General features: G+C 67.8%; 25 protein-coding genes. 13 read left to right on the forward strand and 12 right to left on the reverse strand.

Features of this window, described 5'->3' with window-relative positions:
- Window positions 1-39: 39 nt before the first annotated feature.
- Window positions 40-1347, forward strand: coding sequence for a folylpolyglutamate synthase/dihydrofolate synthase family protein (locus ABLE38_RS17375; protein WP_348975508.1), 1308 nt, complete (start codon window positions 40-42; stop codon window positions 1345-1347).
- Between the two features lie 238 nt (window positions 1348-1585).
- The gene (locus ABLE38_RS17380) at window positions 1586-2011 is read left to right on the forward strand and encodes a DUF6628 family protein (RefSeq protein ID WP_348975509.1); all 426 of its coding nucleotides are present in this window, start codon (window positions 1586-1588) and stop codon (window positions 2009-2011) included.
- Here ABLE38_RS17380 and ABLE38_RS17385 read toward each other — a convergent pair.
- The 3 genes from ABLE38_RS17385 to ABLE38_RS17395 are packed head-to-tail and all read right to left on the reverse strand — an operon-like array spanning window position 2005 to window position 4570.
- Entirely contained in the window at window positions 2005-2496 is a 492-nt protein-coding gene (locus tag ABLE38_RS17385; RefSeq protein ID WP_348975510.1) for a DUF2939 domain-containing protein, read from the reverse strand. The genes ABLE38_RS17380 and ABLE38_RS17385 overlap by 7 nt on opposite strands.
- Window positions 2493-3254 (reverse strand): tetratricopeptide repeat protein, encoded by a 762-nt coding sequence (locus ABLE38_RS17390; protein ID WP_348975511.1) that lies wholly within the window; start codon window positions 3252-3254, stop codon window positions 2493-2495. Before ABLE38_RS17390 ends, ABLE38_RS17385 begins: the two co-directional genes overlap by 4 nt.
- Window positions 3254-4570: an MFS transporter gene (locus tag ABLE38_RS17395; protein WP_348975843.1), complete on the reverse strand. Its 1317-nt coding sequence runs from the start codon at window positions 4568-4570 to the stop codon at window positions 3254-3256. The genes ABLE38_RS17390 and ABLE38_RS17395 overlap by 1 nt, the downstream gene beginning before the upstream one ends.
- A gap of 516 nt (window positions 4571-5086) precedes the next feature.
- Between ABLE38_RS17395 and ABLE38_RS17400 the strand changes: the two genes are divergently transcribed.
- On the forward strand, window positions 5087-6211 hold the full coding sequence (locus ABLE38_RS17400; RefSeq protein WP_348975512.1) for an SRPBCC family protein: 1125 nt from the start codon (window positions 5087-5089) through the stop codon (window positions 6209-6211).
- 77 nt (window positions 6212-6288) lie between these two features.
- Window positions 6289-6438 carry a hypothetical protein gene (locus ABLE38_RS17405; protein ID WP_348975513.1) on the forward strand — a complete coding sequence of 50 codons (150 nt, stop codon included), beginning with the start codon at window positions 6289-6291 and terminating at the stop codon, window positions 6436-6438.
- 5 nt (window positions 6439-6443) lie between these two features.
- Here the strand turns inward: ABLE38_RS17405 and ABLE38_RS17410 are convergent, their stop codons facing one another.
- Window positions 6444-6878: a response regulator gene (locus ABLE38_RS17410; protein ID WP_348975514.1), complete on the reverse strand. Its 435-nt coding sequence runs from the start codon at window positions 6876-6878 to the stop codon at window positions 6444-6446.
- A gap of 99 nt (window positions 6879-6977) precedes the next feature.
- Here ABLE38_RS17410 and ABLE38_RS17415 point away from each other — a divergent pair, with 99 nt between their 5' ends.
- Together ABLE38_RS17415 and rsmD are read left to right on the forward strand one after the other, a co-directional pair.
- A complete protein-coding gene (locus ABLE38_RS17415) occupies window positions 6978-8447 on the forward strand; it encodes a pseudouridine synthase (protein ID WP_348975515.1) in 1470 nt (489 codons plus the stop codon).
- Complete coding sequence (gene rsmD, locus ABLE38_RS17420; RefSeq protein WP_348975516.1) at window positions 8444-8986, forward strand: 16S rRNA (guanine(966)-N(2))-methyltransferase RsmD; 543 nt, start codon at window positions 8444-8446, stop codon at window positions 8984-8986. The genes ABLE38_RS17415 and rsmD overlap by 4 nt, the downstream gene beginning before the upstream one ends.
- 11 nt (window positions 8987-8997) lie before the next feature.
- On the opposite strand, the gene ABLE38_RS17425 is transcribed toward rsmD, so the two are convergent.
- Together ABLE38_RS17425 and ABLE38_RS17430 are read right to left on the reverse strand one after the other, a co-directional pair.
- A complete protein-coding gene (locus ABLE38_RS17425; protein ID WP_348975517.1) occupies window positions 8998-10137 on the reverse strand; it encodes an aspartyl protease family protein in 1140 nt (379 codons plus the stop codon).
- A gap of 61 nt (window positions 10138-10198) precedes the next feature.
- Window positions 10199-11455: an MFS transporter gene (locus ABLE38_RS17430; protein ID WP_348975518.1), complete on the reverse strand. Its 1257-nt coding sequence runs from the start codon at window positions 11453-11455 to the stop codon at window positions 10199-10201.
- Window positions 11456-11580: 125 nt separating this feature from the next.
- On the opposite strand from ABLE38_RS17430, the gene ABLE38_RS17435 reads away from it, so the two are divergent.
- Together ABLE38_RS17435 and ABLE38_RS17440 are read left to right on the forward strand one after the other, a co-directional pair.
- Window positions 11581-11766 carry a hypothetical protein gene (locus ABLE38_RS17435; RefSeq protein ID WP_348975519.1) on the forward strand — a complete coding sequence of 62 codons (186 nt, stop codon included), beginning with the start codon at window positions 11581-11583 and terminating at the stop codon, window positions 11764-11766.
- 41 nt (window positions 11767-11807) lie between these two features.
- Window positions 11808-12779 carry a peptidyl-alpha-hydroxyglycine alpha-amidating lyase family protein gene (locus tag ABLE38_RS17440; RefSeq protein WP_348975520.1) on the forward strand — a complete coding sequence of 324 codons (972 nt, stop codon included), beginning with the start codon at window positions 11808-11810 and terminating at the stop codon, window positions 12777-12779.
- Between the two features lie 139 nt (window positions 12780-12918).
- Here ABLE38_RS17440 and ABLE38_RS17445 read toward each other — a convergent pair whose 3' ends face one another.
- Window positions 12919-14562, reverse strand: coding sequence for an inorganic phosphate transporter (locus tag ABLE38_RS17445; protein ID WP_348975521.1), 1644 nt, complete (start codon window positions 14560-14562; stop codon window positions 12919-12921).
- Between the two features lie 192 nt (window positions 14563-14754).
- Window positions 14755-15246: a hypothetical protein gene (locus ABLE38_RS17450; protein WP_348975522.1), complete on the reverse strand. Its 492-nt coding sequence runs from the start codon at window positions 15244-15246 to the stop codon at window positions 14755-14757.
- A gap of 179 nt (window positions 15247-15425) precedes the next feature.
- Here ABLE38_RS17450 and ABLE38_RS17455 point away from each other — a divergent pair, with 179 nt between their 5' ends.
- Window positions 15426-17735 (forward strand): UvrD-helicase domain-containing protein, encoded by a 2310-nt coding sequence (locus tag ABLE38_RS17455; protein ID WP_348975523.1) that lies wholly within the window; start codon window positions 15426-15428, stop codon window positions 17733-17735.
- Between the two features lie 12 nt (window positions 17736-17747).
- On the opposite strand, the gene ABLE38_RS17460 is transcribed toward ABLE38_RS17455, so the two are convergent.
- On the reverse strand, window positions 17748-18890 hold the full coding sequence (locus tag ABLE38_RS17460) for a hypothetical protein (RefSeq protein WP_348975524.1): 1143 nt from the start codon (window positions 18888-18890) through the stop codon (window positions 17748-17750).
- 53 nt (window positions 18891-18943) lie between these two features.
- On the opposite strand from ABLE38_RS17460, the gene ABLE38_RS17465 reads away from it, so the two are divergent.
- The 3 genes from ABLE38_RS17465 to ABLE38_RS17475 are packed head-to-tail and all read left to right on the forward strand — an operon-like array spanning window position 18944 to window position 20100.
- Window positions 18944-19192, forward strand: coding sequence for a type II toxin-antitoxin system prevent-host-death family antitoxin (locus tag ABLE38_RS17465; protein ID WP_348975525.1), 249 nt, complete (start codon window positions 18944-18946; stop codon window positions 19190-19192).
- Window positions 19189-19614: a type II toxin-antitoxin system VapC family toxin gene (locus ABLE38_RS17470; RefSeq protein ID WP_348975526.1), complete on the forward strand. Its 426-nt coding sequence runs from the start codon at window positions 19189-19191 to the stop codon at window positions 19612-19614. Before ABLE38_RS17465 ends, ABLE38_RS17470 begins: the two co-directional genes overlap by 4 nt.
- A 42-nt stretch (window positions 19615-19656) precedes the next feature.
- Window positions 19657-20100 carry a hypothetical protein gene (locus ABLE38_RS17475; protein ID WP_348975527.1) on the forward strand — a complete coding sequence of 148 codons (444 nt, stop codon included), beginning with the start codon at window positions 19657-19659 and terminating at the stop codon, window positions 20098-20100.
- 43 nt (window positions 20101-20143) lie between these two features.
- Here the strand turns inward: ABLE38_RS17475 and ABLE38_RS17480 are convergent, their stop codons facing one another.
- The 3 genes from ABLE38_RS17480 to ABLE38_RS17490 all read right to left on the reverse strand — a co-directional run bounded on the left by ABLE38_RS17480 (window position 20144) and on the right by ABLE38_RS17490 (window position 23159).
- Window positions 20144-20491, reverse strand: coding sequence for a WYL domain-containing protein (locus ABLE38_RS17480; RefSeq protein WP_348975528.1), 348 nt, complete (start codon window positions 20489-20491; stop codon window positions 20144-20146).
- A 121-nt stretch (window positions 20492-20612) separates the two neighbouring features.
- Window positions 20613-22793, reverse strand: a complete 2181-nt coding sequence (locus tag ABLE38_RS17485) for an EAL domain-containing protein (protein WP_348975529.1) — start codon at window positions 22791-22793, stop codon at window positions 20613-20615.
- 189 nt (window positions 22794-22982) lie between these two features.
- Window positions 22983-23159, reverse strand: a complete 177-nt coding sequence (locus tag ABLE38_RS17490; RefSeq protein WP_348975530.1) for a hypothetical protein — start codon at window positions 23157-23159, stop codon at window positions 22983-22985.
- 212 nt (window positions 23160-23371) lie between these two features.
- Here ABLE38_RS17490 and ABLE38_RS17495 point away from each other — a divergent pair, with 212 nt between their 5' ends.
- Window positions 23372-23914 (forward strand): glycine zipper 2TM domain-containing protein, encoded by a 543-nt coding sequence (locus ABLE38_RS17495; protein ID WP_348975531.1) that lies wholly within the window; start codon window positions 23372-23374, stop codon window positions 23912-23914.
- Window positions 23915-23963 lie beyond the last annotated feature (49 nt).

A 23963-nucleotide genomic window follows, 5' to 3' on the forward strand; every position in this document is an offset into this window, starting at 1 on the left:
CAACCCATCCCCTAAAAGGGGAGGGGCTAGAGCAAGATCATGGCCGACCACGCTTCCTCCTCCGATCCGCACGTCCAGCGCCAGCTCGACCGGCTGACTGCGCTGTCGCCGGGCGCCGACATCCTCGGGCTCGAGCGCATCACCCGGCTGCTCGAGCGCGTCGGCAGCCCGCAGCTGGCGCTGCCGCCCGTGCTTCACGTCGCCGGCACCAACGGCAAGGGCTCGACCTGCGCCTTCCTGCGCGCCGCGATCGAGGCCTCGGGGATGCGCGCGCATGTCTATTCGAGCCCGCATCTGGTGCGCTTCAACGAGCGCATCCGCCTCTCCGGCGAGCTGATCGCCGACGCGATCCTGGCGCCGCTGCTCGAGGAGGTGCTCGATGCCGGCGGCGATATCGGCGCGAGCTTCTTCGAAGTGACCACCGCCGCCGGCTTCCTCGCCTTTGCGCGGGTGCCGGCCGATGCGCTGATCCTCGAGGTCGGCCTGGGCGGGCGGCTCGATGCGACCAATGTGGTCGACCGGCCGGCGGTGACCGGCATCGCCCAGCTCGGCATCGACCACCAGGCATTCCTTGGCGACACGCTCGAGCAGATCGCCGCCGAGAAGGCCGGCATCGCCAAGCCCGGCGTGCCGCTGGTGACGATGCGCTATGCCCCGCATATCGCCGAGATCGTCGCGCGCGCCGGCGCGCCGGTGTTCGCGCAGGGGAGCGCCTGGGATTTCGCCGTGCAGGGCGACCGGCTCCACTATCGCGATGCGCGCGGCGAAGTGGAGACGCCCCTCCCCGCGCTGGCCGGGCCGCACCAGCCGAGCAACCTTGCCCTCGCCCTCGCGATGCTGCGCCACCAGCAGGCGCTCGACGTGCCCGACGCGGCGCTTGCCGCCGCCGCTGGCAATGCCCGCTGGCCCGCGCGCATGCAGAAGCTCGGCGACGGGCCGCTGCTCCATCTCCTCCCGCCCGGCAGCGCGCTGTGGCTCGACGGCGGGCATAACGAGGCCGCCGCCGCCGCAGTGAGCGCCACGCTGGCGCAGGTCGCGCAGGGCCGCCCGGTGCAGCTCGTGCTCGGCATGCTCGCCAACAAGGACGCGCAGGGCCTGCTCGCGCCGTTCGCCAAGCTCGCGTCGGGGCTGCACGCGGTGCCGGTGCCGGGGCACGAGCATCATGCGCCGTCGCGGCTTGCCGAGGTGGCGCAGACGCTGGGCATTCCGCATGCCTCGATCGCGCCGGACGTGCCGCGCGCGCTCACCGACATCGCCCGCCTGGGCGGCGCGCCGGTGGTGCTGGTGCTGGGGTCGCTGTACCTCGCGGGCACGGTGCTCGAGGCGAATGGGGAATTGCCGGAATAACCCCTGTCGTCATCCCCGCGAATGCGGGGACCCATCTCCTTGCATCGGCCACAATTGCCACGGCAGTATTTTGCCGAGCCCGTACGAGAGGGGCCCCCGCTTTCGCGGGGTGACGCGAGCGCGCGCACCGAGGAACCGTGGCTCGGGTGCGACCAATCGCCCGCCCTGCATCGCTTTATTGCGATTGACTATTAATTGCACCTGCGCGAGATTTCCGGTTACAGTGATCGGAGTCCCCATGACCGTCAGTGCCACGCTTACTGCCCTGCCCGAACTCCAGCCCGAGGATCCCGGCGCGCGGCTGCTGTTGTTCGGCGTCCGCCAGATGGGCGCGCAGGGCCTGCATGACGCCTGCACCGCCCACGCCTTCGTCACCGCGTTCGGCAAGGGCTTCCAGCGCCCGCTGGTGCTGCTGCGCGCGCTGATGCAGGAGATGTCGGCGCTGGCCGCCGGGCCGATCCAGATCGCGCCCTGGTGCTGCGCGCGGATGACCGGGGCGGAGGCGGCGCTGCTCCAGATCCTGGCGCGGGTGCGCACCCAGCCCCAGTCCGCCGCGGTGCTGCTCGCCGACATGCTCGGGGTGCGCGACGCGACCGGGGTGCTGGTCACCGCGCATGCGCTCGCCAACAGCTTTGCCGATATGGGGCTGGCGCTCGATCAGTGAAGCACGCCCGGCGGCAGCCGGACGTCGACCAGCGTCCAGCGCAGCCCGCGCAGGCGGAACACCAGCGCGGCGCCGTCGCTGCGGGTCAGCTCGAAATGGTCGAGCGCGACGCGGCGATAGCGCATCTCGCTGGCCTTGAGCTTGATCGGCGTCGGGCGCTCGCTCTCCGCCAGCGGCGCGGCGGCGAAGATGAAGCGGATGCCCTCGCGCGAGACCGCGGCATCGACCACGGTATCGGCGATCCCGGCGCGGACCAGCGCGCCGAGCACGCCGCCGCCTTCGCTGCTGCCGCGCATCTGCCCCGAAAGCTGTTCCTTCACGCTGGCGCGCACCGCGTCGAAATCGACATGGGTGGCGAGCGCGTCGACATCGCGCGCCTCGGCGGCGTGCTTCATCTGCCACAGCGTGTAGCGCGGCGATTGCCAGATCCAGCCGCCGACCACCAGCACGGCAACGACCAGCAACGCGATCAGCCAGCGCTTCATGCCTCGACGCCCTTGGCGCGCAACCCGGCCAGCGCCTCACTCGCCCAGCGATACATGTCCGCCTCCGCCGCGCGCTGCTGCCGGTCCATCCGCTTCATCCGCTTCTCGACCTCCTCGAGCACGACCAGCGCCTTGCGGTCCCAGCCCTGCGCGAGCAGCAGCGCGGCATAGCGGCAGCGCGCCTCCTCGCCGGGCATGCGGGTGACGACATCGGCGTAGAGATCGAGCGCTTCCTCGGTGCGCCCGAGATGCTCGAGCAGCTTGGCGCGGAGCAATTGCTGGCGGTCGCGCTCGCTCTGGCCGACCGGCGCGGGGATCGCCTCGAGCAGCGCCAGCGCCTCGGCGCCCAGGCCGGTCTCGTAGAGCGCATTGGCGAGCTTGCCCTGGGTGCGGACATCGGGCTCGCCCGCGGTCATCCGGATCGACTCGCGGTAGAGCGGCACCGCCTCGCCATGCCGGCCGAGCGCAGTCAGCGCATCGGCGACGCGCAGGCGGTTGGCGGCGGTATCGGTCAGGTCGAGCGCGGTGCGGGCGGCGCGCAACTCGCGCTCAGGGTCTAGCGTCGCCACTGCCTTGGCGCGTGCGGTGCGGACATGCCGGTTCTGCCCCAGCCCGGGCAGGATCTCGACGAAGAAATAGGCGATTGCGCTGACCACGGGCAGGAAGATCAACGCAGTGACCCACATCGGGTTGCCGCCGCGCCGCATCAGATGGACGATGCACGCCACCTGCAGCGCGATGATCAGGAGATAGGGCATCAGGCCGCGGCCCCTTCCCCGTTCTCCTCCCCGCCCTCGCCCTGCGTGCCCGCGGTGCCGATCGAGCGCTCGACCAGGCCGGTGCGCATCATCCACCAGAAGATGAGCACGCCGGGCAGCGCGATCACCGTGGTGAACAGGTAGAAGTTCACATAGCCCATCGCCTTGATGAGCTCGCCGGCGGTGGTGCCGGTGAGCAGCCGGCCGAGGATGCTCGCCCCCGCCGAGATCAGCGCATATTGCGCGGCGGTGAAGCGCAGGTCGGTGAGCGCCGAGAAATAGGCGATGACGACGACGCCGCCAAAGCCCGAGGCGATGTTCTCGAAGCCGATCGCGCCGGCCATGCCGATGTTTGAATGGCCCGCGGCCGCAAGCGCGGCGAAGCTGAGGTTCGAGACGGCCATCAGCACCAGGCTGAGCAGTACCGAGCGCTTCATGCCCATCCGCGCGTAGAGCACGCCGCCGATGAACACGCCGATGATATAGGCCAGGAAGCCGAGCGAGACGTCGTAGAACGCGATCTCGTCATTGCTGAACTTCAGATCGTCGAACAGCAGGCGGAAGGTGAGGTTCGCCAGCGTGTCGCCCACCTTGTGGACCAGGATGAAGATCAGCACGATCACCGCGCCCTGGCGCTGGAAGAACTCGACGAACGGCCCCCAGATCGACTTGAGCACGGTAGCCAGCCCCTTGCGCTCGGCGGGCGGGCGATGGCGCTCGGGCTCGCCGAGGACGAGGCCAGTGATGATCGCAGGCAGCGCGAACAGCGCGCAGACGAGATAGGCAGCCTCCCAGCCCGCCCGTGCCGCGACGACCAGCGCCAGCGCGCCGGCGCCGGCGGAGCCAATCCGCCAGCCATATTGCGACATGCCCGAGCCATAGCCGAGCTGGCGCGGCTCGAGAATCTCGATCCGGTAGCCGTCGATCACGATGTCGTAGGTCGCGCCCGCCGCCGCGACGAGCAGCGCCGCGAGGATCATCGGCCAGACATTGCCCGGATCGGCCTGCGCCATCGCCATATTGGCCACAGCGGCGATCACCAGCACGCCGGCGACGATCAGCCAGGAGACGCGCTGGCCGAGCCGGCCGAGGATCGGGATCCGCACGCCGTCGATGATCCAGGCCCAGAGGAACTTCAGATTGTAGACGAGGATGGTCAGCGTGAAGGCGGTGATCGTCGACTTGTCGATGCCGCTCTGCGCGAGCCGGCTGGTCAGCGTCGCACCGATCATCGCGAAGGGGAAGCCGGAGGACAGGCCGAGCGCGAACGAAGCGAGCGGGCCCGCCTCGAAATAGGGGCGCACCCCGTCGGGCAGGTCGCTGCGCCAGTCGGCGGGCGCGGCGGCGCGGCCGGCGAAGAAGGCGGCGGCGAGCGCGACCAGTGCCGCCCAATAGCCTATCGCCGGCTGGGTCAGGCTGGTCGCCAGATCCTTGGGCGGGGCGAAGGCAGCGAAAAGCATGACGATGATCAACAGCAGCCCGCCGACGACGCTGCCGCCGACGATCAGGCTGGCGCCGCCGCGCTGTTTCCAGGGAAAGCTCAGCACCAGGCTCGCGGCGATCGCGATCAGCCCGAGGATGAAGGTCATCGAAGGCTTGAAGGAGCCCGCGCCGGTGACGAATTCATAGCCGCGCATCGCCACCGGGTTCGTACCCGGAGTGATGATGCTCAGCCAGGGTAGCGCCAGCGCGGCCAATGCAGCGGCCAACGCCAGCTGCGCCGCCGGATATGCCCATTGCGGCCGCTTCACCTGCTCCATTCCGTCTTGCTCCCCCGACCTTTCGCGCAGAAACTAGCCGAAAATGCCGGGAAGGCCAGAGGGAGGATTGTCATGAACGCACCGACCGACGGCCAATTAGCGCTGGCCGGAGCGCTCGCCCGCGGCGGATCGCGCGGGGAAGGCGAGATCGCGCATGTCGCGGCCTCGGTCTACACCAGCGCCGATCGCTTCGCCGCCGAGCGCGACAGCATCTTCGCCTGCGTCCCGCTGGTGATCGCACCCTCGGCGCTGCTTCCCGAACCCAATATGGCGATCCCGCATGACGGCTTCGGCAAGCCGCTGCTGATCACCCGCGACAAGGCGGGGGTTGCGCATGTCTTCCTCAACGTCTGCCGGCATCGCGGCACCAGGCTGGTCGAGGGCTGTGACCCGGTACAGGGCGGCCGGCTGGTCTGCCCCTATCATGCCTGGACCTATGCGCTTGACGGCAGGCTGGTCGGCCTGCCCAGGCCCGACACCTTTCCCGGCCTCGACAAGGGCGCATACGGCCTCAAGCGCCTGCCCACGCACGAGGCGGGCGGGCTGATCTGGTTCTCCTTCGCCGAGCAGGCCGATTTCGGCGAGGCGGACATGCTGGCGCGCGACTTCGAGGCGTTCGACCTCGCCGGCCAGCACCTGTTCCGCCGCCGCACGCATGACGTCCAGGCGAACTGGAAGCTGATCATGGACGCGTTCCTGGAGGGCTATCATATCCAGCGCCTCCACGCCGGCACGATCGCGCCCTTCTTCAAGGATGGCGTCTCCACTGCCGACGCGATCGGCCCGCACCAGCGCTCCGCCGTGGGGCGCGAGGCGGCGCTGGCCGCGCTCTCCTCCAGCGACTGGCAGACGCTGCGCGCGGCGATCACCTACACCTATCAGATGTTCCCCGGCACGGTGCTGGTCGTCTCGCCCGACTACATCAACCTGATGGTGCTGATGCCGCAGTCCGAAGCGCGCGTGCTGGTCGAGGATTTCATGCTGATCCCCGAGGCGCCGGTGACCGAAAAGGCGCTGGCGCATTGGGAGAGGAGCTGGGAGCTGCTCGACGGCGGCGTGTTCGCGGCGGAGGATTTCCGCGCCTGCGAGCTCGGGCAGCAGGGTCTTGCCTCGGGTGCGCTCGACCGGGTGACGCTCGGCACGCTCGAGCTCGGCATCCGCCATTTCCACGACGCGGTTAATGCGCGGCTCCGGTAGTTCCCGGACCGGAAATCATCCGAATTTCTCCGGCCGTGCCCGCGATCTATCCCGGCGATAGTTCGAGAGGAAATCCCATGCCGCTGCCCCTGCCGCCCCGCAATCTGCTCAACCTGGACGACGACCAGGGCCTGCCGCCCGGCATGGGCCTGATGATCGCGTTCGGCATCGGCCTGGTGAGCTGGGCGATCGTCGTCGCCCTCGCGCTGGTGCTGCTGAGCCGCTAGGACCCTTAGGCGGGGCTGAGGAACAGGCTGAAGCTGCCCGGCAGTCGCTTGGGCGCCTTGGCTCCCTCCAGCACCGCCTCGATCGCGCCGATCGCGGTCAGCAGATCGCGCTGCGGATAGGGCTTGGCCAGGCATCCCGCTGCCAGCCCGCGCGCTTCCTCGGGGAAGCTGCCCGTCACGAACAGCACCGGCAGCCCGCGCCCTTGTGCCGCGCGCGCCACTTCGATGCCGCTGCCATCGGCCAGCCGCACATCGGCGAGCACCAGGTCGATTTCCTCGTCGGCCGCCAGGACGCGCAGCGCATCGGCCACCGTGTCCACGGTCGCTGCCACGGCGAATCCCTCGCCCGCCAGGAAATGCTCGGTGTCAAAGGCCAGCAGCGCTTCGTCCTCAACCACCAGGACACGCTCGATCCGCCGTTTTTTCCGCCCGAATAACATGCCGCCTAAAGACCCGCCAAGCATCTGAACCCACTGCGCTAACGCGCAAAGCCCTTTCGAGGGCGCAATAATTTTTGAAGCGACCGACATAATCGCTATATGGCGCCGGTGCCCCCGTCCAATCCCAAAGAAGCGCAGCGCATTGCGAAGCTGCTGGCCCGTGCTGGAATCGCGTCCCGTCGCGATATCGAGCGCATGATCACCGATGGCCGAATCGCCGTCGATGGCAAGGTGCTCGACACACCCGCCACGCTGCTGACCTCGCTGCACGGCGTGACCGTCGATGGCCTGCCCGTCGCCGCGCCCGCCCCCGCCCGCCTGTTCCGCTATCACAAGCCCGCCGGCCTGCTCACCACCGAGCGCGACCCCAAGGGCCGCCCGACGATCTATGACCGGCTGCCCGACGGGCTGCCGCGCGTGATGCCGGTCGGCCGGCTCGACTTGAGCACCGAGGGGCTGCTGCTTCTCACCACCGATGGCGAGCTGAAGCGCGAGCTCGAGCTGCCGGCGACCGGCGTCGAGCGCAGCTACCGCGCGCGTGCCTATGGCAACGTCACCCAGCAGCAGCTCGAGGATCTGATGCTCGGCGTCGAGATCGAGGGCATCCGCTATGGCTCGATCAACGCCAATATCGAGCGCCGCACCGGCGCCAATGTGTGGATCGAGATGACCCTCACCGAGGGCAAGAACCGCGAAGTGCGCCGCGTGCTCGAGCATCTCGGGCTCGAGGTGAACCGCCTGATCCGCACCCGCTACGGCCCGTTCTGGCTGGGCGACATGCCGCCGGGCGATGTCGACGAGATCCGCCAGGCCGACCTGATCACCTTCCGCACCGTGCTGACCAAGTCGGGCGGCGGCAAGGCGGCCTCGAACCTGCAGTTCGCGGTGCGCTCGCGCGTCGTCGAGCCGGCGCCGCGGCCGCAGCCCGTCTCCGCCGGCGGCAAGGAGCCCGAGGGGCGGCGCAGGATCGCCCGGCCCGAGCCGGCGGCGAAGAAGCCGCTGTTCACCGCGCGTGTCACGCCGCAAGCCAAGACAGAACCCGCCGCTGCCGAGCGGCCGCGCGCGCCGGGCAAGCCCGGCTTCGGTGCGCGGGGCGCCCCGCAGGCGCGTTCGGATCGCGGCGAGGAACGCCCGCGCGGCCCGGGCAAGCCGGGCTTCGGCCCACGCGCGGCGCCGCAGGCGCGCTCGGAGCGTGGCGAGGAACGGCCTCGCGGCCCGGGCAAGCCGGGCTTCGGCCCGCGTGCCGCGCCGCAGGACCGCTCCGATCGCCGCGACGAAAGGCCGCGGGGCCCGGGCAAGCCCGGCGCTGCCGCCCGTCCCCGGTCCCAGGCCCGCGACGATGCCGAGCGCCCGCGCGGTCCCGGCAAGCCCGGTCCGCGTGCCCCCCGCGAAGAGGCAGCTGCCAACCCTGCGCGCGCCGCCCGTGCCCGCGCCCACCGCGAGACGCTGCAGCCGCGCGAGGGCGATTTCGTCGATCGGCCCAAGCCTTCGCGCCGTCCGGACCGCGGCCCCGCCGGTGGCCGCGGCAAGCCGAGCAAGCCCGCGCGCCCGCCAAGGACGCGCAAATGAGGGTCATCGCCGGGGAATGGCGCGGTCGCCCGCTGGTCGCGCCCAAGGGCGACACCACCCGCCCCACCGCCGATCGCACGCGCGAGGCGCTGTTCTCGATGCTCGCCAGCCGCCTCGGCAGCTTCGAGGAGCTGGCGGTGGCGGACCTGTTCGCAGGGTCCGGCGCGCTGGGGCTCGAGGCGCTGTCGCGCGGCGCTGCCTCGTGCCTGTTCGTCGAGCAGGACAAGCCGGCGCTCGATGCGCTGCGGGCGAACATCACCAAGCTCGGCGCCAAGGGGGCGGAGGTCCGCCCCGGCTCGGTGCTCGCGCTCGGCCCCGCGCGCGCCCCGCTCGACCTGATCCTGATGGACCCGCCTTACGGCACCGGCGCCGGCAGCGTCGCGCTCGACAAGCTTGGCCGGCTCGGCTGGGCGGGCCCGGCGACCTGGATCAGCATCGAGACCGCCAAGGACGAAGTGCCCGACATCGCCGGCTTCACCACCGATGTCAGCCGCGTCCATGGCAAGGCGCGGCTCACGCTGCTGCGCATCGCCGGCTAGAGGCCCACCGGCTAGAGATAGGCCCGGAGCACGAACTCGACGTCACGGGTCTTGCCGCCGTCGCTGTCGACCGTCGCCCTGACTTGCCTGCCCGGCGGTCCTGCCAGTGCAAGCGCCACCGCCCGCGGCTCGCCGACCAGGCGATCGCCCTTTTTCAGCCCCGCCGCGGCGGCGGGACTGCCGGTGCCGACATCGGCGATCACCACCTTGCCCTTGTCGAGATCGAGCCGCAGCCCCGAAAAGGCATAGGCGATCGGGGGCACCCGCGCGTCGTTGGGCGCGATGTAGAGCGATTCGCTCGAAACGTCGGTGGTCAGGTGCAGCTGCCCGAGCAGGTTCAGTCCGATCAGCCCGTCCTGCCCCAGCGTCGGGCTGCCCGGCTCGTCGAGCCGCACCAGCTGGTTCTCGAAGGCATAGGTACCGATCCGCACGCGCGGCGCGCGGATGATCCGCCCGGGCACCGCACCCGGGCCGATGCCGTAGGACTGGGTGGGCGCATAGGGCTTGCTGTCGTCCCACAGCCCGCTCCTGCGCGTCGCCCGGCCGTTCAGCGACATGCCGCCCGGCGAGCCGGTATCGAGCAGGAAATCGCCGATGAATCCGCCGACCGTGCCTTCCGCGATGATCGACGCGCCGCCGGGGTTGCGCGTGAAGTGCGACTTGATCCGGGTCAGCCCGTCGAAGTTCGGCCGCCCGTCGGGATAGGCGCGCCACTCGCCCTTGGTGAAGTCGAGGTCGCTGTCATAGGTGGTGAACAGCCCGGCGCCGAGCGTGCCCACCGAATCCGGGCTCGGCCGCTTGGCGATCCCGGCAAAGGCCATGTTGGGAAAGCTGATCCCGCTGGCGAGCTTCACTTCGCCGGCATTGTACCAGGAACGGTTGGCGACGCCGCCGATGCCGATGATCTGCGGCCCGCGGATCTGGCGCAGGTGGAGCGACTTGGCGAAGCTGTCGTCGATCATGCTGGCGAACGCGCCGGTATCGACCACGAACAGATAGGGCTTGTTATAGATCGTCGCGGCGATCCACACGCGGCCGTCTTCCATGATGATGTGGTTCATCACCGGCTCGCGGCCCGCCGCGCGGGCGCCCGCCAGCGGCAGTGCCGACATCGCCAGCCCGCCGCCGATCACTCCGCGCCTGTCGATCATCGTTCCGTCCCCCTCTTGTCGGCCCGGTGCTATGGCTTCCAAGTGACGGAATAAAGACGACTTATCGGTTTCGGACCAATATCAGCCCGAGCAGGCTGAGCAGCCCCGCGCCGGCGAGGTAATAGCCCACCCAGATCAGCCCGCCCTGCTTGACCAAAGTCTCGGCGATCAGCGGGGTGAGGCCGCCGCCCAGGATGCCGCCCAGGTTGAAGGTGACCGACACGCCGGTGTAGCGCACCCGCGCCGGGAACAGGCTGGGCAGCCAGCCGCCGAGCGGGCCATAGACGAAGCCCATCACGAACAGCCCGAAGGCAAGCCAGGCGGCGACGCTCGCCAGCGATCCCGGCACCAGCAGCATCGCCATCGTCATGCCCACTGGCAGCGTGAAGATGCAGCCGAACATCAGCACGCTGTTCGCGCTGCGCTTGTCGGCGCTGATCCCGGCGGTGACGATGCCCGCGGCCATGAACAGGATCGCAACCAGTTCGATGCCCAGGAACGTCTCGCGGTCATAGCCGAGCGTCTTGGTGCCGTAGCCGATGATGAACACGGTCGAGATGTAGAACAGCGCGAAGCAGGCGACGGTGCCGACGGTGCCGGCGAAGGTGGCGAGCGCGCTGGTGCGGAACAGCTCGCCGATCGGCACCGCGGGCGGGGCTTCCTTCTCGGCTGCGGCGACGAACTCGGGCGTCTCGCTGATCTTGAGGCGCACCCACAGGCCGAGGAAGACCAGCACCGAGCTCAGGAGGAACGGCAGCCGCCAGCCCCATTCGCGGAAGGTCGCCTCGTCCATCACCGCGCCGAGCACCAGGAAGAAGCCATTGGCGAAGATGAAGCCCACCGGCGCACCCATCGGCGGGAAGCTGCCATAGCGATTGGCCCAGCCCGGCGGGGCGTTCTCCACCGCGAGCAGGCTCGCCCCGCCCCATTCGCCGCCCAGCCCCAGCCCCTGGCCGAAGCGCAGCAGGCAGAGCAGCAGCGGCGCCGTCCAGCCGATCAGCGCATAGCCGGGCAGGAAGCCGATCAGCACGGTCGAGAGGCCCATCAGCATCAGCGAGGCGACGAGGGTGGACTTGCGCCCGAGCTTGTCGCCGAAATGGCCGAACAGCACGCCGCCCAGCGGCCGCGCGAAGAAGGCGACCGAGAAGCTGGCATAGCTGGCGAGCTGGCGGATCCAGGGCTCGCTCGCCGGGAAGAACAGGTCGGGGAAGACGAGCGCCGCTGCAGTGGCGTAGATGTAGAAGTCATAGAATTCGACCGACGTGCCGACGAGGCTCGCGAACAGGATGCGGCGGTGCGATGCGGCGGCTTTGGTCATGCCCTCTCCCCTTTTCGCCCTCTCCTTGGATCGATCCGCCGCAAAGGGGAAGCCCGTTCATCGCGGCGACAGTTTCGCCTGCGTACCGGTACGCCGCACTCAGCGACCGACCAGGGAGGAAGGCGATGCAGGAATCGGCAGGCAGGCGGCTGGCCTTTGCGATGGCGTTCGCGCTACTCGCGGGCCTGGTGGTCGCCTTCTGGAACCCGGTCGCGCACTTCAAGGCAGACCTTCGCGCCGATGCCCAGGGCTTCAAGTTCAGCATCGAGCTGGCGACGCATCTGTTCCAGGTCGGCGTGAAGCGGCTTTGATGGAGCCGCTATCGTCATCCCGGCTTTCGCCGGGATGACGGATGAAGCAAGCTGCTCGCATGCGCATCACCACCTTGGCGATCCTCGCCCCGCTCCTGCTCGCCGCCGCGGCCCCGCAACCGCACTACCGCGTCGTCCATGGCTGGCCGGTCCTCCCCGAGAGCCGCCTGCTCGGCCCCTGTTCGGGCGTCGCGGTGCACGGCGGCGAAGTGTTCGTCCTGCACCGCGGCAATCGCGGCACCGATGCCAAGGCGCTGACGTTGGTCAAGGAGCCTGTGGTCGAAGTGTTCGACGCGGGCACCGGCAGGCTGCTCCGCGAATGGGGCGCCGGGCGCTTCGTCATTCCGCACGGCATCAGCATCGGCGCGAACGGCCATGTCTGGATCACCGATACCGGCTCGAACGAAGTGTTCGAGTTCACGCCCGGCGGCGAGCTGCTCCGTATCCTCGGCGAGCACGGCGTCGCCGGTGCCGATGCCAGTCATTTCGATCGCCCCACCGATGTCGCGCCGCTCGCCGACGGCAGCTTCTACGTCGCGGACGGCTATGGCAATTCGCGCGTGATGAAGTTCGCTGCCGACGGCAAGCTGCTGTTCCAATGGGGCAGCCGCGGCACCGGGCCGGGCCAGTTCAACATCCCGCACGCACTGGCGGTGGATGCGGCGGGCCGCGTCTATGTCGCCGACCGCGTCAACGACCGGGTGCAGGTCTTCGACGGGACGGGCCGCTATCTCGGCGAATGGAAGTCCGCCACGATCGGCCGCCCCTTCGGCCTGGCGCTGTTGCCCGGCAGCCGGATCGCGATCCTCGACGGCGGCGCGAACCCGGACAAGGTGCCCGATCATGACGGCGTCACCATCGCCGGGCTCGACGGCCGGGTGACCGCGCATTTCGGCCGGCTCGGCAACCAGGACGGCCAGTTCTGGATCGCGCACGACATCGCCGCGGACGCCGCCGGCAATCTCTACGTCGTCGATATCGCCGGCCAGCGCGTGCAGAAGTTCGCGCGGTAGTAGCGCGCCCAAGCGCGTCATCCCCGCGAAGGCGGCGACCCAGCTCGGGGAGAAGTCAGGCGCGAAACCGCCGTCGCATCAGCCCGCGCGTGCAGGAGATGGGGCCCCGCTTTCGCGGGGGCGACGGCAGCGGGTCAAATCAAAGCCCGAACAGCTTCACTGCGTTGAGCATCGCCCAGTAGAGCCCGCCCGAGAGCAGCATCGCCGCGGGCAGCGTCAGCAGCCAGGCCAGCGCCAGGTTGCGCACCGTGCGGGCCTGCAGCCCCGCGCCGCTCGCCACCGAGGCGCCGGCGACGCCCGAGGAGAGGATGTGCGTGGTCGACACCGGCAGGCCGAACCGGTCGGCGAGCAGGATCGTGCTCGCCCCGACCAGCTCGGCCGAAGCGCCCATCGCATAGGTCATGTGCTGCTTGCCGATCTTCTCGCCCACGGTGACGACGATCCGCTTCCAGCCGATCATCGTGCCGAGACCCAGGGCAAGCGCGACGACGATCTTCACCCAGAGCGGGATGTAGCGCGTGCCGGCTTCGAGGTTCTTCTGATAGTCGGTCAGCGCCTTCAGCTCCGCGGGCTGGTAGCCATCGGGCTTCTTGGTGGCGAGCTTGGTGGTGTCGAGCACCAGGTACATGTCGTTGCGGACATTGCCGGTCGCTTCCGCCGGCACCTTGCTCAGCGAGCCATAGCCCTGGACGCGCGCGGTGAGATCCTTCGACAGGCCCTCGAGCGCGGCGAACACCTGCGGACTGTCGGCCTTGCGCTGCTGGAGCGCGGTGGTGAGGATCTTGCGCGCGTCGACCGGCGCGACATCGGGCAGCCCGCCGCTGCGCGCATCGAACGCGGCCTCGGCGACGGTGGCGGTCTGGACATAGGCCGGCGTGGCGCTCGCCGACTGGGTGCGGTTGAGCGCATAGGCGGTCGGCGCGCAGCCGATCAGGATCAGCATGATCAGCCCCATGCCCTTCTGGCCGTCGTTCGAGCCATGGCTGAACGAGACCGCGGTGCAGGTGAAGATCAGCGCGCTGCGGATGCCGATCGGCGGCGCGGTGTGCGGCATCGGCGAGGTGTAGAGCTTCGGGTTGCGCAGGAAGATGCGCATCACCAGCAGCAGCGCCAGCGCGGCGAAGAAGCCGATCAGCGGCGCCATCCACAGGCCGGTGAGGATCTTGGTCGCCTGGCTCCAGTCGACGCCGGCGGTGCCGCCGCGCGATCCGGTGTTGATCAGCTGGTTGGCGAAGCCGACGCCGAGCACCGAGCCGATCAGCGTGTGCGACGAGCTGTTGGGCAGGCCGATATACCAGGTGCCGAGGTTCCACAGCACCGCGGCGAGCAGCAGCGCGAAGATCATCGCGAAGCCGCCCGCGGATCCGACGTTGAGGATCAGCTCCACCGGCAGCAGCGTGATGATCGAATAGGCGACCGCGCCGCTCGAGAACATCACGCCGAGGAAATTCCAGAAGCCCGACCAGATCACCGCGAAATGCGCGGGCATCGAATTGGTGTAGATCACCGTGGCGACGGCGTTGGCGGTGTCGTGGAAGCCGTTCACGAACTCGAAGCCGAGCGCGATCAGCAGCGCCAGCCCGAGGAACAGGAACACGCTGGTCGCCAGCGTCTCGCCCACACCCCGCGTGTCCGTCAGGACGCTCCAGCCGGCAAAGGCCAGCCCGCCGACCATGATCGCCGCGAACAGCAACTTGGCCAGGGGATGCGTCTTGTAGTCGAATCGGGGCCCCGGCTGCGGTTGGTCAACCGGCGGGGCTTGGTCCAGAGCGAGTGATGCCATGATGATCGCGCCTCTGGCCGGAGGGTGTGACAGGCGTGTGACAAACGCGTGACAGACCGAGGGGTCGGCGCAAAACGATACGCAAAAGAAACGCCCCACCCCGGGGCTGCGGGATGGGGCGTTCGGCCTTGCCGCCTCGATCCTGGGATCGGCGCAGCACGGGAAATCGGCTCCGGCGCGCGCCGGAGCGGCTCAGAAATGAAACTGCATATAGGCCTTGGGACCCGGCTTGATGCCGCGATTGCTGCCCGGCGTGCTCATGAAGCCGCGCCCGCGCAGCCGCCGCAACCAGGCGAAGCCCAGCTCGACATGGTCCGACGCCTCGAAGCTCAGCCGCGCGCCGGCATAGTGGCGGGCATCGCGGATCATGCCGCGGTCCGCATCGAAGCGCGGCGCCTGGGTGTAGCCGGTCAGGCCCAGCCAAGTATGCCCGATCACTTCCTTCTGGACCGACACGCCATATCCCGCGCTGGTCTCGTCCGCGCGCCATTCCTCGCTCGACGCACGCACCGTCGCGGTGGTGCGCAGCCACAACCCCTGGACATGCTCGTCGGTCTTGGTGCGCACTTCCGGCCGCACGACCAGATAGGCCGTCTCCGCCGCCGCAATCGTCTGTGCACAGGCCGGCGCGCAGGCGAAGCCCGCCCCCGCCGCCAAAATCAGACCCGCCCCCCGAATCATCATATATCCCTGCTCCCCAGCTGCGGGATTTGGCCACCAACCGATGGTTGACGGCAATTAGGTATTATTGCGGGTTTGTTTCCGTGGCTAGAGCTTTGTTGCGGGATATTTCCAGGAATCGTGCATAATGTGCGTGTCGCTCGGAGCTTGCGGGGCGGCCGGGCGTTCCCTAGTTGTTCGCTATGACTGTCCCCGTAGAGACCGACGCCAACGCTCCGTATCTGAACGGCCTGAACCCGCCCCAGCGCGAGGCGGTGCTCACCGTGGACGGCCCGGTGCTCGTCCTCGCCGGCGCCGGCACGGGCAAGACCGCGGCGCTCACCGCCCGCCTCGCCCATCTGCTGTGGACCCGCCGCGCCTATCCCAGCGAGATCCTCGCCGTCACCTTCACCAACAAGGCGGCGCGCGAGATGAAGGAGCGCGTCGGCCGGCTCGTCGGCGATGCGGTGGAGGGCATGCCCTGGCTCGGCACCTTCCACGCGATCGGCGCCAAGATGCTGCGCCGCCATGCCGAGCTGGTCGGCCTGCAATCGAACTTCACCATCCTCGACACCGACGACCAGCTGCGCCTGATCAAGCAGCTGATCCTCGCCGCCGATCTCGACGAGAAGCGCTGGCCCGCGCGCCAGCTCGCCGGGCTGATCGACGAGTGGAAGAACAAGGGGCTGACGCCGGCCGAGATCGGTGCCGGCGAGTCCGAGCGCTATGGCGGCGGCCTCGGCGCCGCGCTCTACCATCTCTACCAGGAGCGGCTGAAGACGCTCAACGCGTGCGACTTCGGCGACCTGCTCCTCCACATGCTGGTGATCCTCAAGACCCACCGCGACGTGCTCGAGCTCTACCAGCAGCGCTTCCGCTACATCCTGGTCGACGAGTATCAGGACACCAACGCCGTCCAGTATCTCTGGCTGCGGCTGCTCGCCCAGGAGCGCAAGAACATCTGCTGCGTCGGCGACGACGACCAGTCGATCTATTCCTGGCGCGGTGCGCTGGTCGAGAACATCCTCAAGTTCGAGAAGGATTTCCCCGGCGCCAAGGTGATCAAGCTCGAGCAGAATTACCGCTCGACGCCGCACATCCTCGCCGCCGCCTCGGGCGTGATCGCCAACAACTCCGGCCGCCTCGGCAAGACGCTGTGGACCGACAAGAATGACGGCGAGAAGGTCAAGGTGCTCGGCGTGTGGGACGGGCCCGAGGAGGCGCGCCGCGTCGGCGAGGAGATCGAGGGCGCCCAGCGCGGCGGCAAGTCCCTGGACGACATCGCCATCCTCGTCCGCGCCCAGCACCAGACCCGCGAGTTCGAGGACCGGTTCATCGCGATCGGCCTGCCCTATCGCATCATCGGCGGCTTCCGCTTCTACGAGCGCCAGGAGATCCGCGACGCGCTCGCCTATCTCCGCGTCGTCGCCCAGCCGGCGGACGACCTCGCCTTCGAGCGCATCGTCAACACGCCCAAGCGCGGCCTTGGCGACAAGGCGCTGGCGAAGGTCCACCAATATGCCCGCGCCGCCGGCATCCCGCTCACCGTCGCCGCCGCGCGCATCCTCGATACCGACGAGCTGACGCCCCAGGCCCGCCGCGCGCTCGGCAATCTGGTCGGCGACATGGCGCGCTGGCGCTCCATGGGCAACGATCTCCAGCACCCGGACCTCGCCCGCATCATCCTCGACGAGAGCGGCTACACCGCGATGTGGCAGGCCGATCGCACCGCCGAGGCCGCCGGCCGGCTCGAGAACCTCAACGAGCTCGTCCGCGCGATGGAGGAGTATGAAACGCTCGGCGCCTTCCTCGAGCACGTCTCCCTCGTCATGGACAATGAGAACAACGCCGACGAGGCCAAGGTGACGATCATGACGATCCACGCCGCCAAGGGGCTGGAGTTCGACACGGTGTTCCTGGCGGGCTGGGAGGAAGGCATCTTCCCCTCGCAGCGCGCGCTCGACGAGGGCGGCCTCGCCAGCCTCGAGGAGGAGCGCCGCCTGGCCTATGTCGCGATCACCCGCGCCCGCCGCCTCGCGACCATCCTCCACGCCGCCAATCGCCGCATCTACGGCCAGTGGAACTCGTCGATCCCGAGCCGCTTCGTCGCCGAGCTGCCCGAGGCACATATCGAGAGCGAAAGCACGATGACCGGCGGGGCGAGCCTATGGCAGGCCAACTGGAGCGAACGCAGCGACCCCTTCGCCGATGTCGGCCGCGGCACCGGCCGGGGCCCCGGCTGGCAGCGCGCCGCGGGCGTCGACCCCAAGAACCCCGGCGGCGGCTTCACCGCCCGCACCTTCTCGCGTGAGCCGGCACGCGTGGTGGAAAGCCGCGCGTCTGCGGTGAGCTTCGGCGCCAAGCCCCGCGACGACCTGTCGCTCGGCATGCGCGTGTTCCACCAGAAGTTCGGCTACGGCACGATCGCCGAGATCGAAGGCAACAAGCTCGAGATCGACTTCGAGCAGGCCGGGCGGAAGCGGGTTATGGATAGTTTTGTGACGGTGGGATAAGAAGGTCTCAAGCTATTTTTTTGCCGACTCCAGCGCAGCATCGGCAATCTTATTATTGATAGCCCGCTCCCTAGAAAAATTGACTACATCATGTAGTGAAAACATCATTTCATCCACAAGGTAAGATCTTTCTTTGTTTCTATACATCATTTCACGGAAAATGGGATGATCCATAGTGATGTGGAAAACATGATCGAACTTCTCCAGCGATTCAATCGCAGTAGGATCTCCCGAATTTAGCTTCCGAAAGACGTCTAGGGCCATATCGTAGATCCAAGGAAAGTCGTCTCGAAACTGGCTGGCCATCATGAGCAAGGAAACGCCTTCCGGCAATTCCCTGCCGAAACTGCGAGTCATATCACGCATCATATTGATATCGTGTCGCCGTTTTCTTCTGCTGCCGGATGCATCAGGATCAATGCGGCGCTCAATTCGACTCGGAAGGTCTTGAAACATGACCTTAACCTCTTCGAATAGCTTGGCTACCGACGTACTGTCAGTTTCGCTATCGAGCGATGAATCCCCTTCAGTTTTGGCAGCCAATTCTAGTGCCTTTACCCGGAAGGCTTCAACCTGACTCTTAACAACCTCTCTATCTGGCTCCGAACCTGGAATCCTCTTAACAAGCTGAATCACTAACTGAGTAAGGGCCTCTTCGCTATCATCCGAGTTCTGGAACTGAGCAAAAGGTCCAACGCTCGCATTTTGCAGTGGAATTCCTAGCGCAACTCCATGAACGGGGGTCTCTAACTTCCCCTTGGCTACGCCCGCTTCGTACAATATCCACGGCCTGCCGATGCTGTTTGGCGTCAAGAGACAGACCACATCCGAAGCAGCATCTAGCTTGCTCATGATCTCTGGATACCATTCGACGCCATACTCGATGCCCTGATTACCCTTTTTGTCCGAAGAGCGAAAAGATTTCAGAACGCCAGCGCTGACACTGCTAAGCAGGCGGCTGAATGCCTCAGCAAGAGCAGCGTCCCGCGTGTCGTGGCTAATAAAAACGAGTGGCTTTCGTGTCGATGAAACCGGTGCTTCAATTTCATCTGGTTCGGTACCTTTGCCCACAACCACTACCCTCTCTGCCCCTATCACGACATATGACAGCAGGATCGTTGAGAACGTCAAGAGATGGTAAAGGAGCTTATTCACTTTGCCTCAAACCCTGATATAGTCACCAACCTAGTCAGGAGCCCGCCATCGCCATGGAACGCATCAACCTAGCCGACGCCAAGGCGCGCCTCAGCGAGATCGTCGATCGGGTCGAGGCGGGCGAGAGCATCGAGATCGTCCGGCGCGGCAAGCCCGCCGCGCGGCTTGTGCCCGCGGAGGTCGAGCGCGAGTGGGAGCCAATTGACGTCGAAGCGCTGCGCAAGCTGCATGCGCGGACGCCGGTTCAAAAGGAATCCGCCGGGGAGTTCATCCGCCGGATGCGCGACGACGCACGCTATTGAGCTATTATCTTGACACCTCGGCAATGGTCGCAGCGCTTGTTGTGGAGCAGCATTCGCCTGCGGTTCTCGGTTGGCTGGAAAGCGTGGAGCCGGGAACGGCGTTTATCAGCGATTGGACCCATACCGAAATATCGAGCGCGCTGTCGCTCAAGCTGCGGACCGGGGAAATTACGCTCGAAACCCGGGCCGAGGCCCTGGGGGCGTTTGCTGTCATGGCAACGACCAGCTTGCCGACGCTGGCTGTCGCAGAAGAGCATTTCGAGGTCGCTGCCCGTTTCGCTGCGCAGCATGAGCTCGGTTTGCGCGCAGGCGATGCCTTGCATCTCGCTGTGGCAAAGGACGGAGGCTTCGCGTTGGTAACGCTCGACCAGCGCATGGCCGACGCCGCGCTCCAGCTAGGCGTACCCGTCGAGCGGATATAATTCCGCTTCAAATGTAGGATTTCGTCTGATCTACCCTGGTAGATGGACGACTCACCCTCCCCCGATACGCCCGAAGACGACGGCCCCAGCGCCCTCGCCTTCACTCCCGTTCCCCTCGAACGCATCCACCACAATGGCTGGAGCGAGCGCCGGCAGCGGGACTTCATCACTGCGCTCGCCGCGATGGGCTCGGTCCTCCACGCCGCCCGCGCGGTGGGGATGAGCAAGCAGTCCGCCTACAAGCTGCGCGAGCGGCCCGGGGCGGAGAGTTTTGCGGCGGCATGGGATTTCGCATTGGCTATCGGCTATGCCGATGCCTTCGATCGGGCGGTGGAGCGCGCTACTGTCGGGATCACCACGCCGCGCTTCTACAAGGGCAAGCAGGTCGGTACGCGCCACCGGATCGACTGGCGCCTGGCGATGACCGCGCTCAACGGCACGCCCACGCCGCTCACGCCGCCGCCACGCAAGAAAGTTGCGAGATGAGGCGCATTTCCCCGAACCGAGTCAACCTAGGCGGGCAAGCCCCTCAGGCCGCCGCCTCGATCTGGATCAGCGTCACGCCCTGGTATTTCTCCAGGCTCGGATCGAACAGCGCGCTCGGCGCGAAGTCGCGCTCGAGCAGGGTCAGCTCCTTGAGCCCGTCGAGCTTGAAGGTGCCCACCTTCTCCTCGCGCGGCAGGAAGCCCTCCTTGGAGACGACCACCGCGTCGAGGAACACTGCGTCGTGGCGGGTGTAGAGGATGTGCGGCGCCAGGATCATCCGCGTGCGGTTATAGGTCATCGACACGCATTTGTGGCGGACGATCGCTTCGAACAGCAGCGGCAGCATCGCCGCGGGCGTGGCGGACGGATCGGCTTCGAGACTCAACTTCATCCTCTCCCTATGCCGCTCATGTTGCGGTGCAGCAAGCGTCTGTGTCTAGAGCATAGCATGTGGCGGCGAGGAAAACGCGGAGTCCGGTTGCCGGTTGCGCGGTGGCGGGCGCCGGCACGGGCTAGACTTCGATCCCGTTCCACTCGGTGATCGTGTGGAAGGCCGGCAGGGTCAGCGATCCCTCGGCGGTCTTGGCGACAAAGTTGTTGCCTTGCTGCTGCAGCCCGGCCTCGCCCAGCACCCGCGGCGAGACCCGGTGCCGGGTGGTGAGCACGCCATTATGGTCCTCGACCAGCGGCTGCTCGAACTCGATGCCCTGCTGCTGGCGCATCGCCCGGCGGACGATGGCGACGGCCATCTGCCCCTCGCCGAGGTCGACGACGAATTGCGTGCCCTCCGGCACGTCGACGATCCCGTCGATCAGCGCCCCGGATGCCGAGACGTTCTTGAGCACGGCGGAGTAATAATGGTTCTCGTGGATCACTCCCACCTTGCGGAAGGTGGTGTGGCGGATGTGGCGCTGGCGGGCCGGCCCCTGCGGCTTGATCACCCATTTGCCGTCCTGGAAGCGCGTGACGAGCTCGTCATTGGGCACGGCGCGGCTGTAGAGGAAGCCCTGGATATGGCTGACGTTGAGCCGGCGCATCGTCTCGAGCTGGTCGAAGCTCTCGATGCCCTCGGCGGTGGTCTCCATGCCGAGCGCATTGGCGAGCGCGACGATCGCGGCGATGATCGCCTGGTTGCGGGCGCCCTCCTCGGTGGTGCCGCGGACGAAGCTCTGGTCGATCTTGATCTTGTCGAACGGCGCGGTGCGCAGATAGCCGAGCGAGGAATAGCCGGTGCCGAAATCGTCGAGCGCCAGCCGCACGCCGAGCCGCTTCAGCGCGGCGAAGCGCCCGTCGGTCTCGGCGGTGTCGCCCAGGAACACGCTCTCGGTGATCTCGAGCTCGAGCCGCTCGGGCTTCAGTCCGGAGCCGGCAAGCGCGCTCATCACGATGGCGGGCAGCGCATCGCTGGCGAACTGGATCGGCGAGACGTTGACTGCGATCCGCAGCTCGCCCGGCCAGCGCGCGGCGTCCATGCAGGCCTGGCGCAGCGTCCATTCGCCGAGCTGCGGGATCAGGTTGGCATCCTCGGCGATCGGGATGAAGATCGCCGGCGAGATCCGGCCGCGCTTGGGGTGATTCCAGCGCAGCAGCGCTTCGAAGCCGGTGACTTCCTCGCTCTTCGCCCCGACGATCGGCTGGTAGTGCACCGCCATCTCGCCCTTGGCGAGCGCGTCGAGCAGGTCGTGCTCGAGCTGGCGGCGGTCCTCGGCGACCTGGAGCAGGTCGGAGGAGAAGAAGCGCGCCCGGCCCCTGCCCGCGCCCTTGGCGGCGTAGAGCGCGAGGTCGGCATTGCGCACCAGCTCGTCGCTGGTGACCGCGTCAAAGGGGCTGACGGCGATACCGATCGAGGCGCCGATCAGGCAGCGGCTGCCATTGATGGTGTAGGGGTGCGAGAGCGATTCGATGATCCGGTTGGCGAGGTCGGAAATGCCCACCCGGTTGTGCGCATCGGGCAGGATCACCTGGAACTCGTCGCCGCCCATCCGGGCAATCTGCTCGACATTGCCGACGATCGTGGTCAGCCGCTCGGCGACCTGCTTGAGCAGCGCGTCGCCCACCGGATGGCCCAGGCTGTCGTTGATCGCCTTGAAGCGGTCGAGGTCGATCAGCATCAGCGCGCAGGCACGCTGCTGGCTGCGAAAGGCGGCGATGGTGCTGTCGAGCAGATTGCTCATCCGGCGCCGGTTGGGCAGCCCGGTGAGCGGATCGTACATGGCGAGCCGGTTGCTCTCATGCGCGGCGCGCTGTTCCTTGGTCACGTCGACGCTGTGGCCGAGATAGCCGGTGAACGTGCCGCGCGCATCGCGGGCCGGCTGGCCCGAAAGCGCCCACCAGCGCTCCTCGCCGAGCATGTCGACCATCAGCGGGATCGCGTCGAACCGCGCCTGGCGCGCCATCTGGAACGGCATGGTCCGCCGCCGCTCGGCATCGGCCTCGTCATTGGCGTTGCGGAACAGCGACAGGATGTCGCGGCCGAGCATCCCCTCGACGGTCTCGCCGAGCGAGCGCGCCGCGCCGTCGCTGATATAGGTGATGCAGCCCTCGGGGTCGGTCGCCCAGAACCAGCCCAGGTCCATCGCTTCGTAGTTGCGGAAGAGGCGCAGATGCTCGGTGGCGGACGGATCGGTGCCGCTCCTGCGCACGAACGGCACGCTCGCGCCCGTCTTGGCTGCCGCCCCGCTCCTGCCACCCATCCCGCTTCGACGCCCCGTATCAATCCCGCTCCCTTCTACGCGGACGACCCTTTAGGTTTTGTGAAGCGCGTGAACCGAGCCGATCGCCGAGCGTCGGAAACGACTGGATCCACCGGCCGCTACGATCCGGGCGATTGGCGCGGCGCCGCCGTTTCAGCGCCGCCGCGCAGGGGCTTCCAATGTTGGAAATCATTTCGCATAGACTCGTCGATGGAGACCATCTGCCTTTGCGCGCCCGGTCGCGCCGCGCCGGCGAAGTGCGCCGCCGAGCATGGTGGCCGGCCGCTCGGCCGCCGCGAAATCGTCAAGCAACTGCGCATCGACCGCCGGATGACCGGCATGCCGCTCTCCTCGCGGGTTCTTCATCCGGCAATTCCAGGCGGCAGCGGGGCGGGTCCCGCGCGCACGCGCGTGAATGTCGCGGCCTTTGTGACTTTCCGCGGGTTTCCGGCCCCGATTTGCCCCGTTTCGTTGCGGGTTCGTCGTGCCTGCCCCGTCCGTTCAGCGCGGCTTCACGCGCATGTCCGGAACGTTTCAGAGTTCCCGGCCGTATGGGCCTTCGGGAAGGAGAGAGCATAATGAAGCATCTGGTAACTCTCGCCGCGGCTGCCGCGGCCACTCTGGCGGTCGCATCGCCCGCGTCCGCGCAGCGCGCGCCGGTCTACAGCAGCGGGCAGGAAGAGGAGGCGCGCTTCGACGTCGCGCAGCAGCGCTTCGAGCGCGAATATGACGCGTTCCAGCAGGCGCTCGAGCGCTATCGCAGCTACAGGTCGCGCCCGATCGGTCCGCCGCCGCCCCCGCCGCCGCGTGGCGGCTATTCGAGCTACGACCCCGCCGACGATCAGTTCTACGATCCGGTACGCGACTATCGCGCGCCGCCGCCGAACTATCAGGAGCGCGTGCTGACCCAGGACGACCGCGTCTATCGCGGCCAGGACGGCAAATATTATTGCCGCCGCTCGGACGGCACCACCGGCCTGATCGTCGGCGCCGCGGCTGGCGGCCTGTTCGGCAACATCATCGCCGGCGGCCGTTCGAAGACGGTCGGCACGCTGCTCGGCGCGGTTGCCGGCGGTGCGCTCGGCAGCGCCGCGGACCGCGATTCGGTTCGCTGCCGCTGATATGGAACGCCCCGCCGCGCATTGCGGCGGGGCGCCTCCGTAGCATCCC

Origin of the sequence: Sphingomonas sp. KR3-1 (assembly GCF_040049295.1) — a bacterium.
Lineage (GTDB): Bacteria > Pseudomonadota > Alphaproteobacteria > Sphingomonadales > Sphingomonadaceae > Sphingomonas.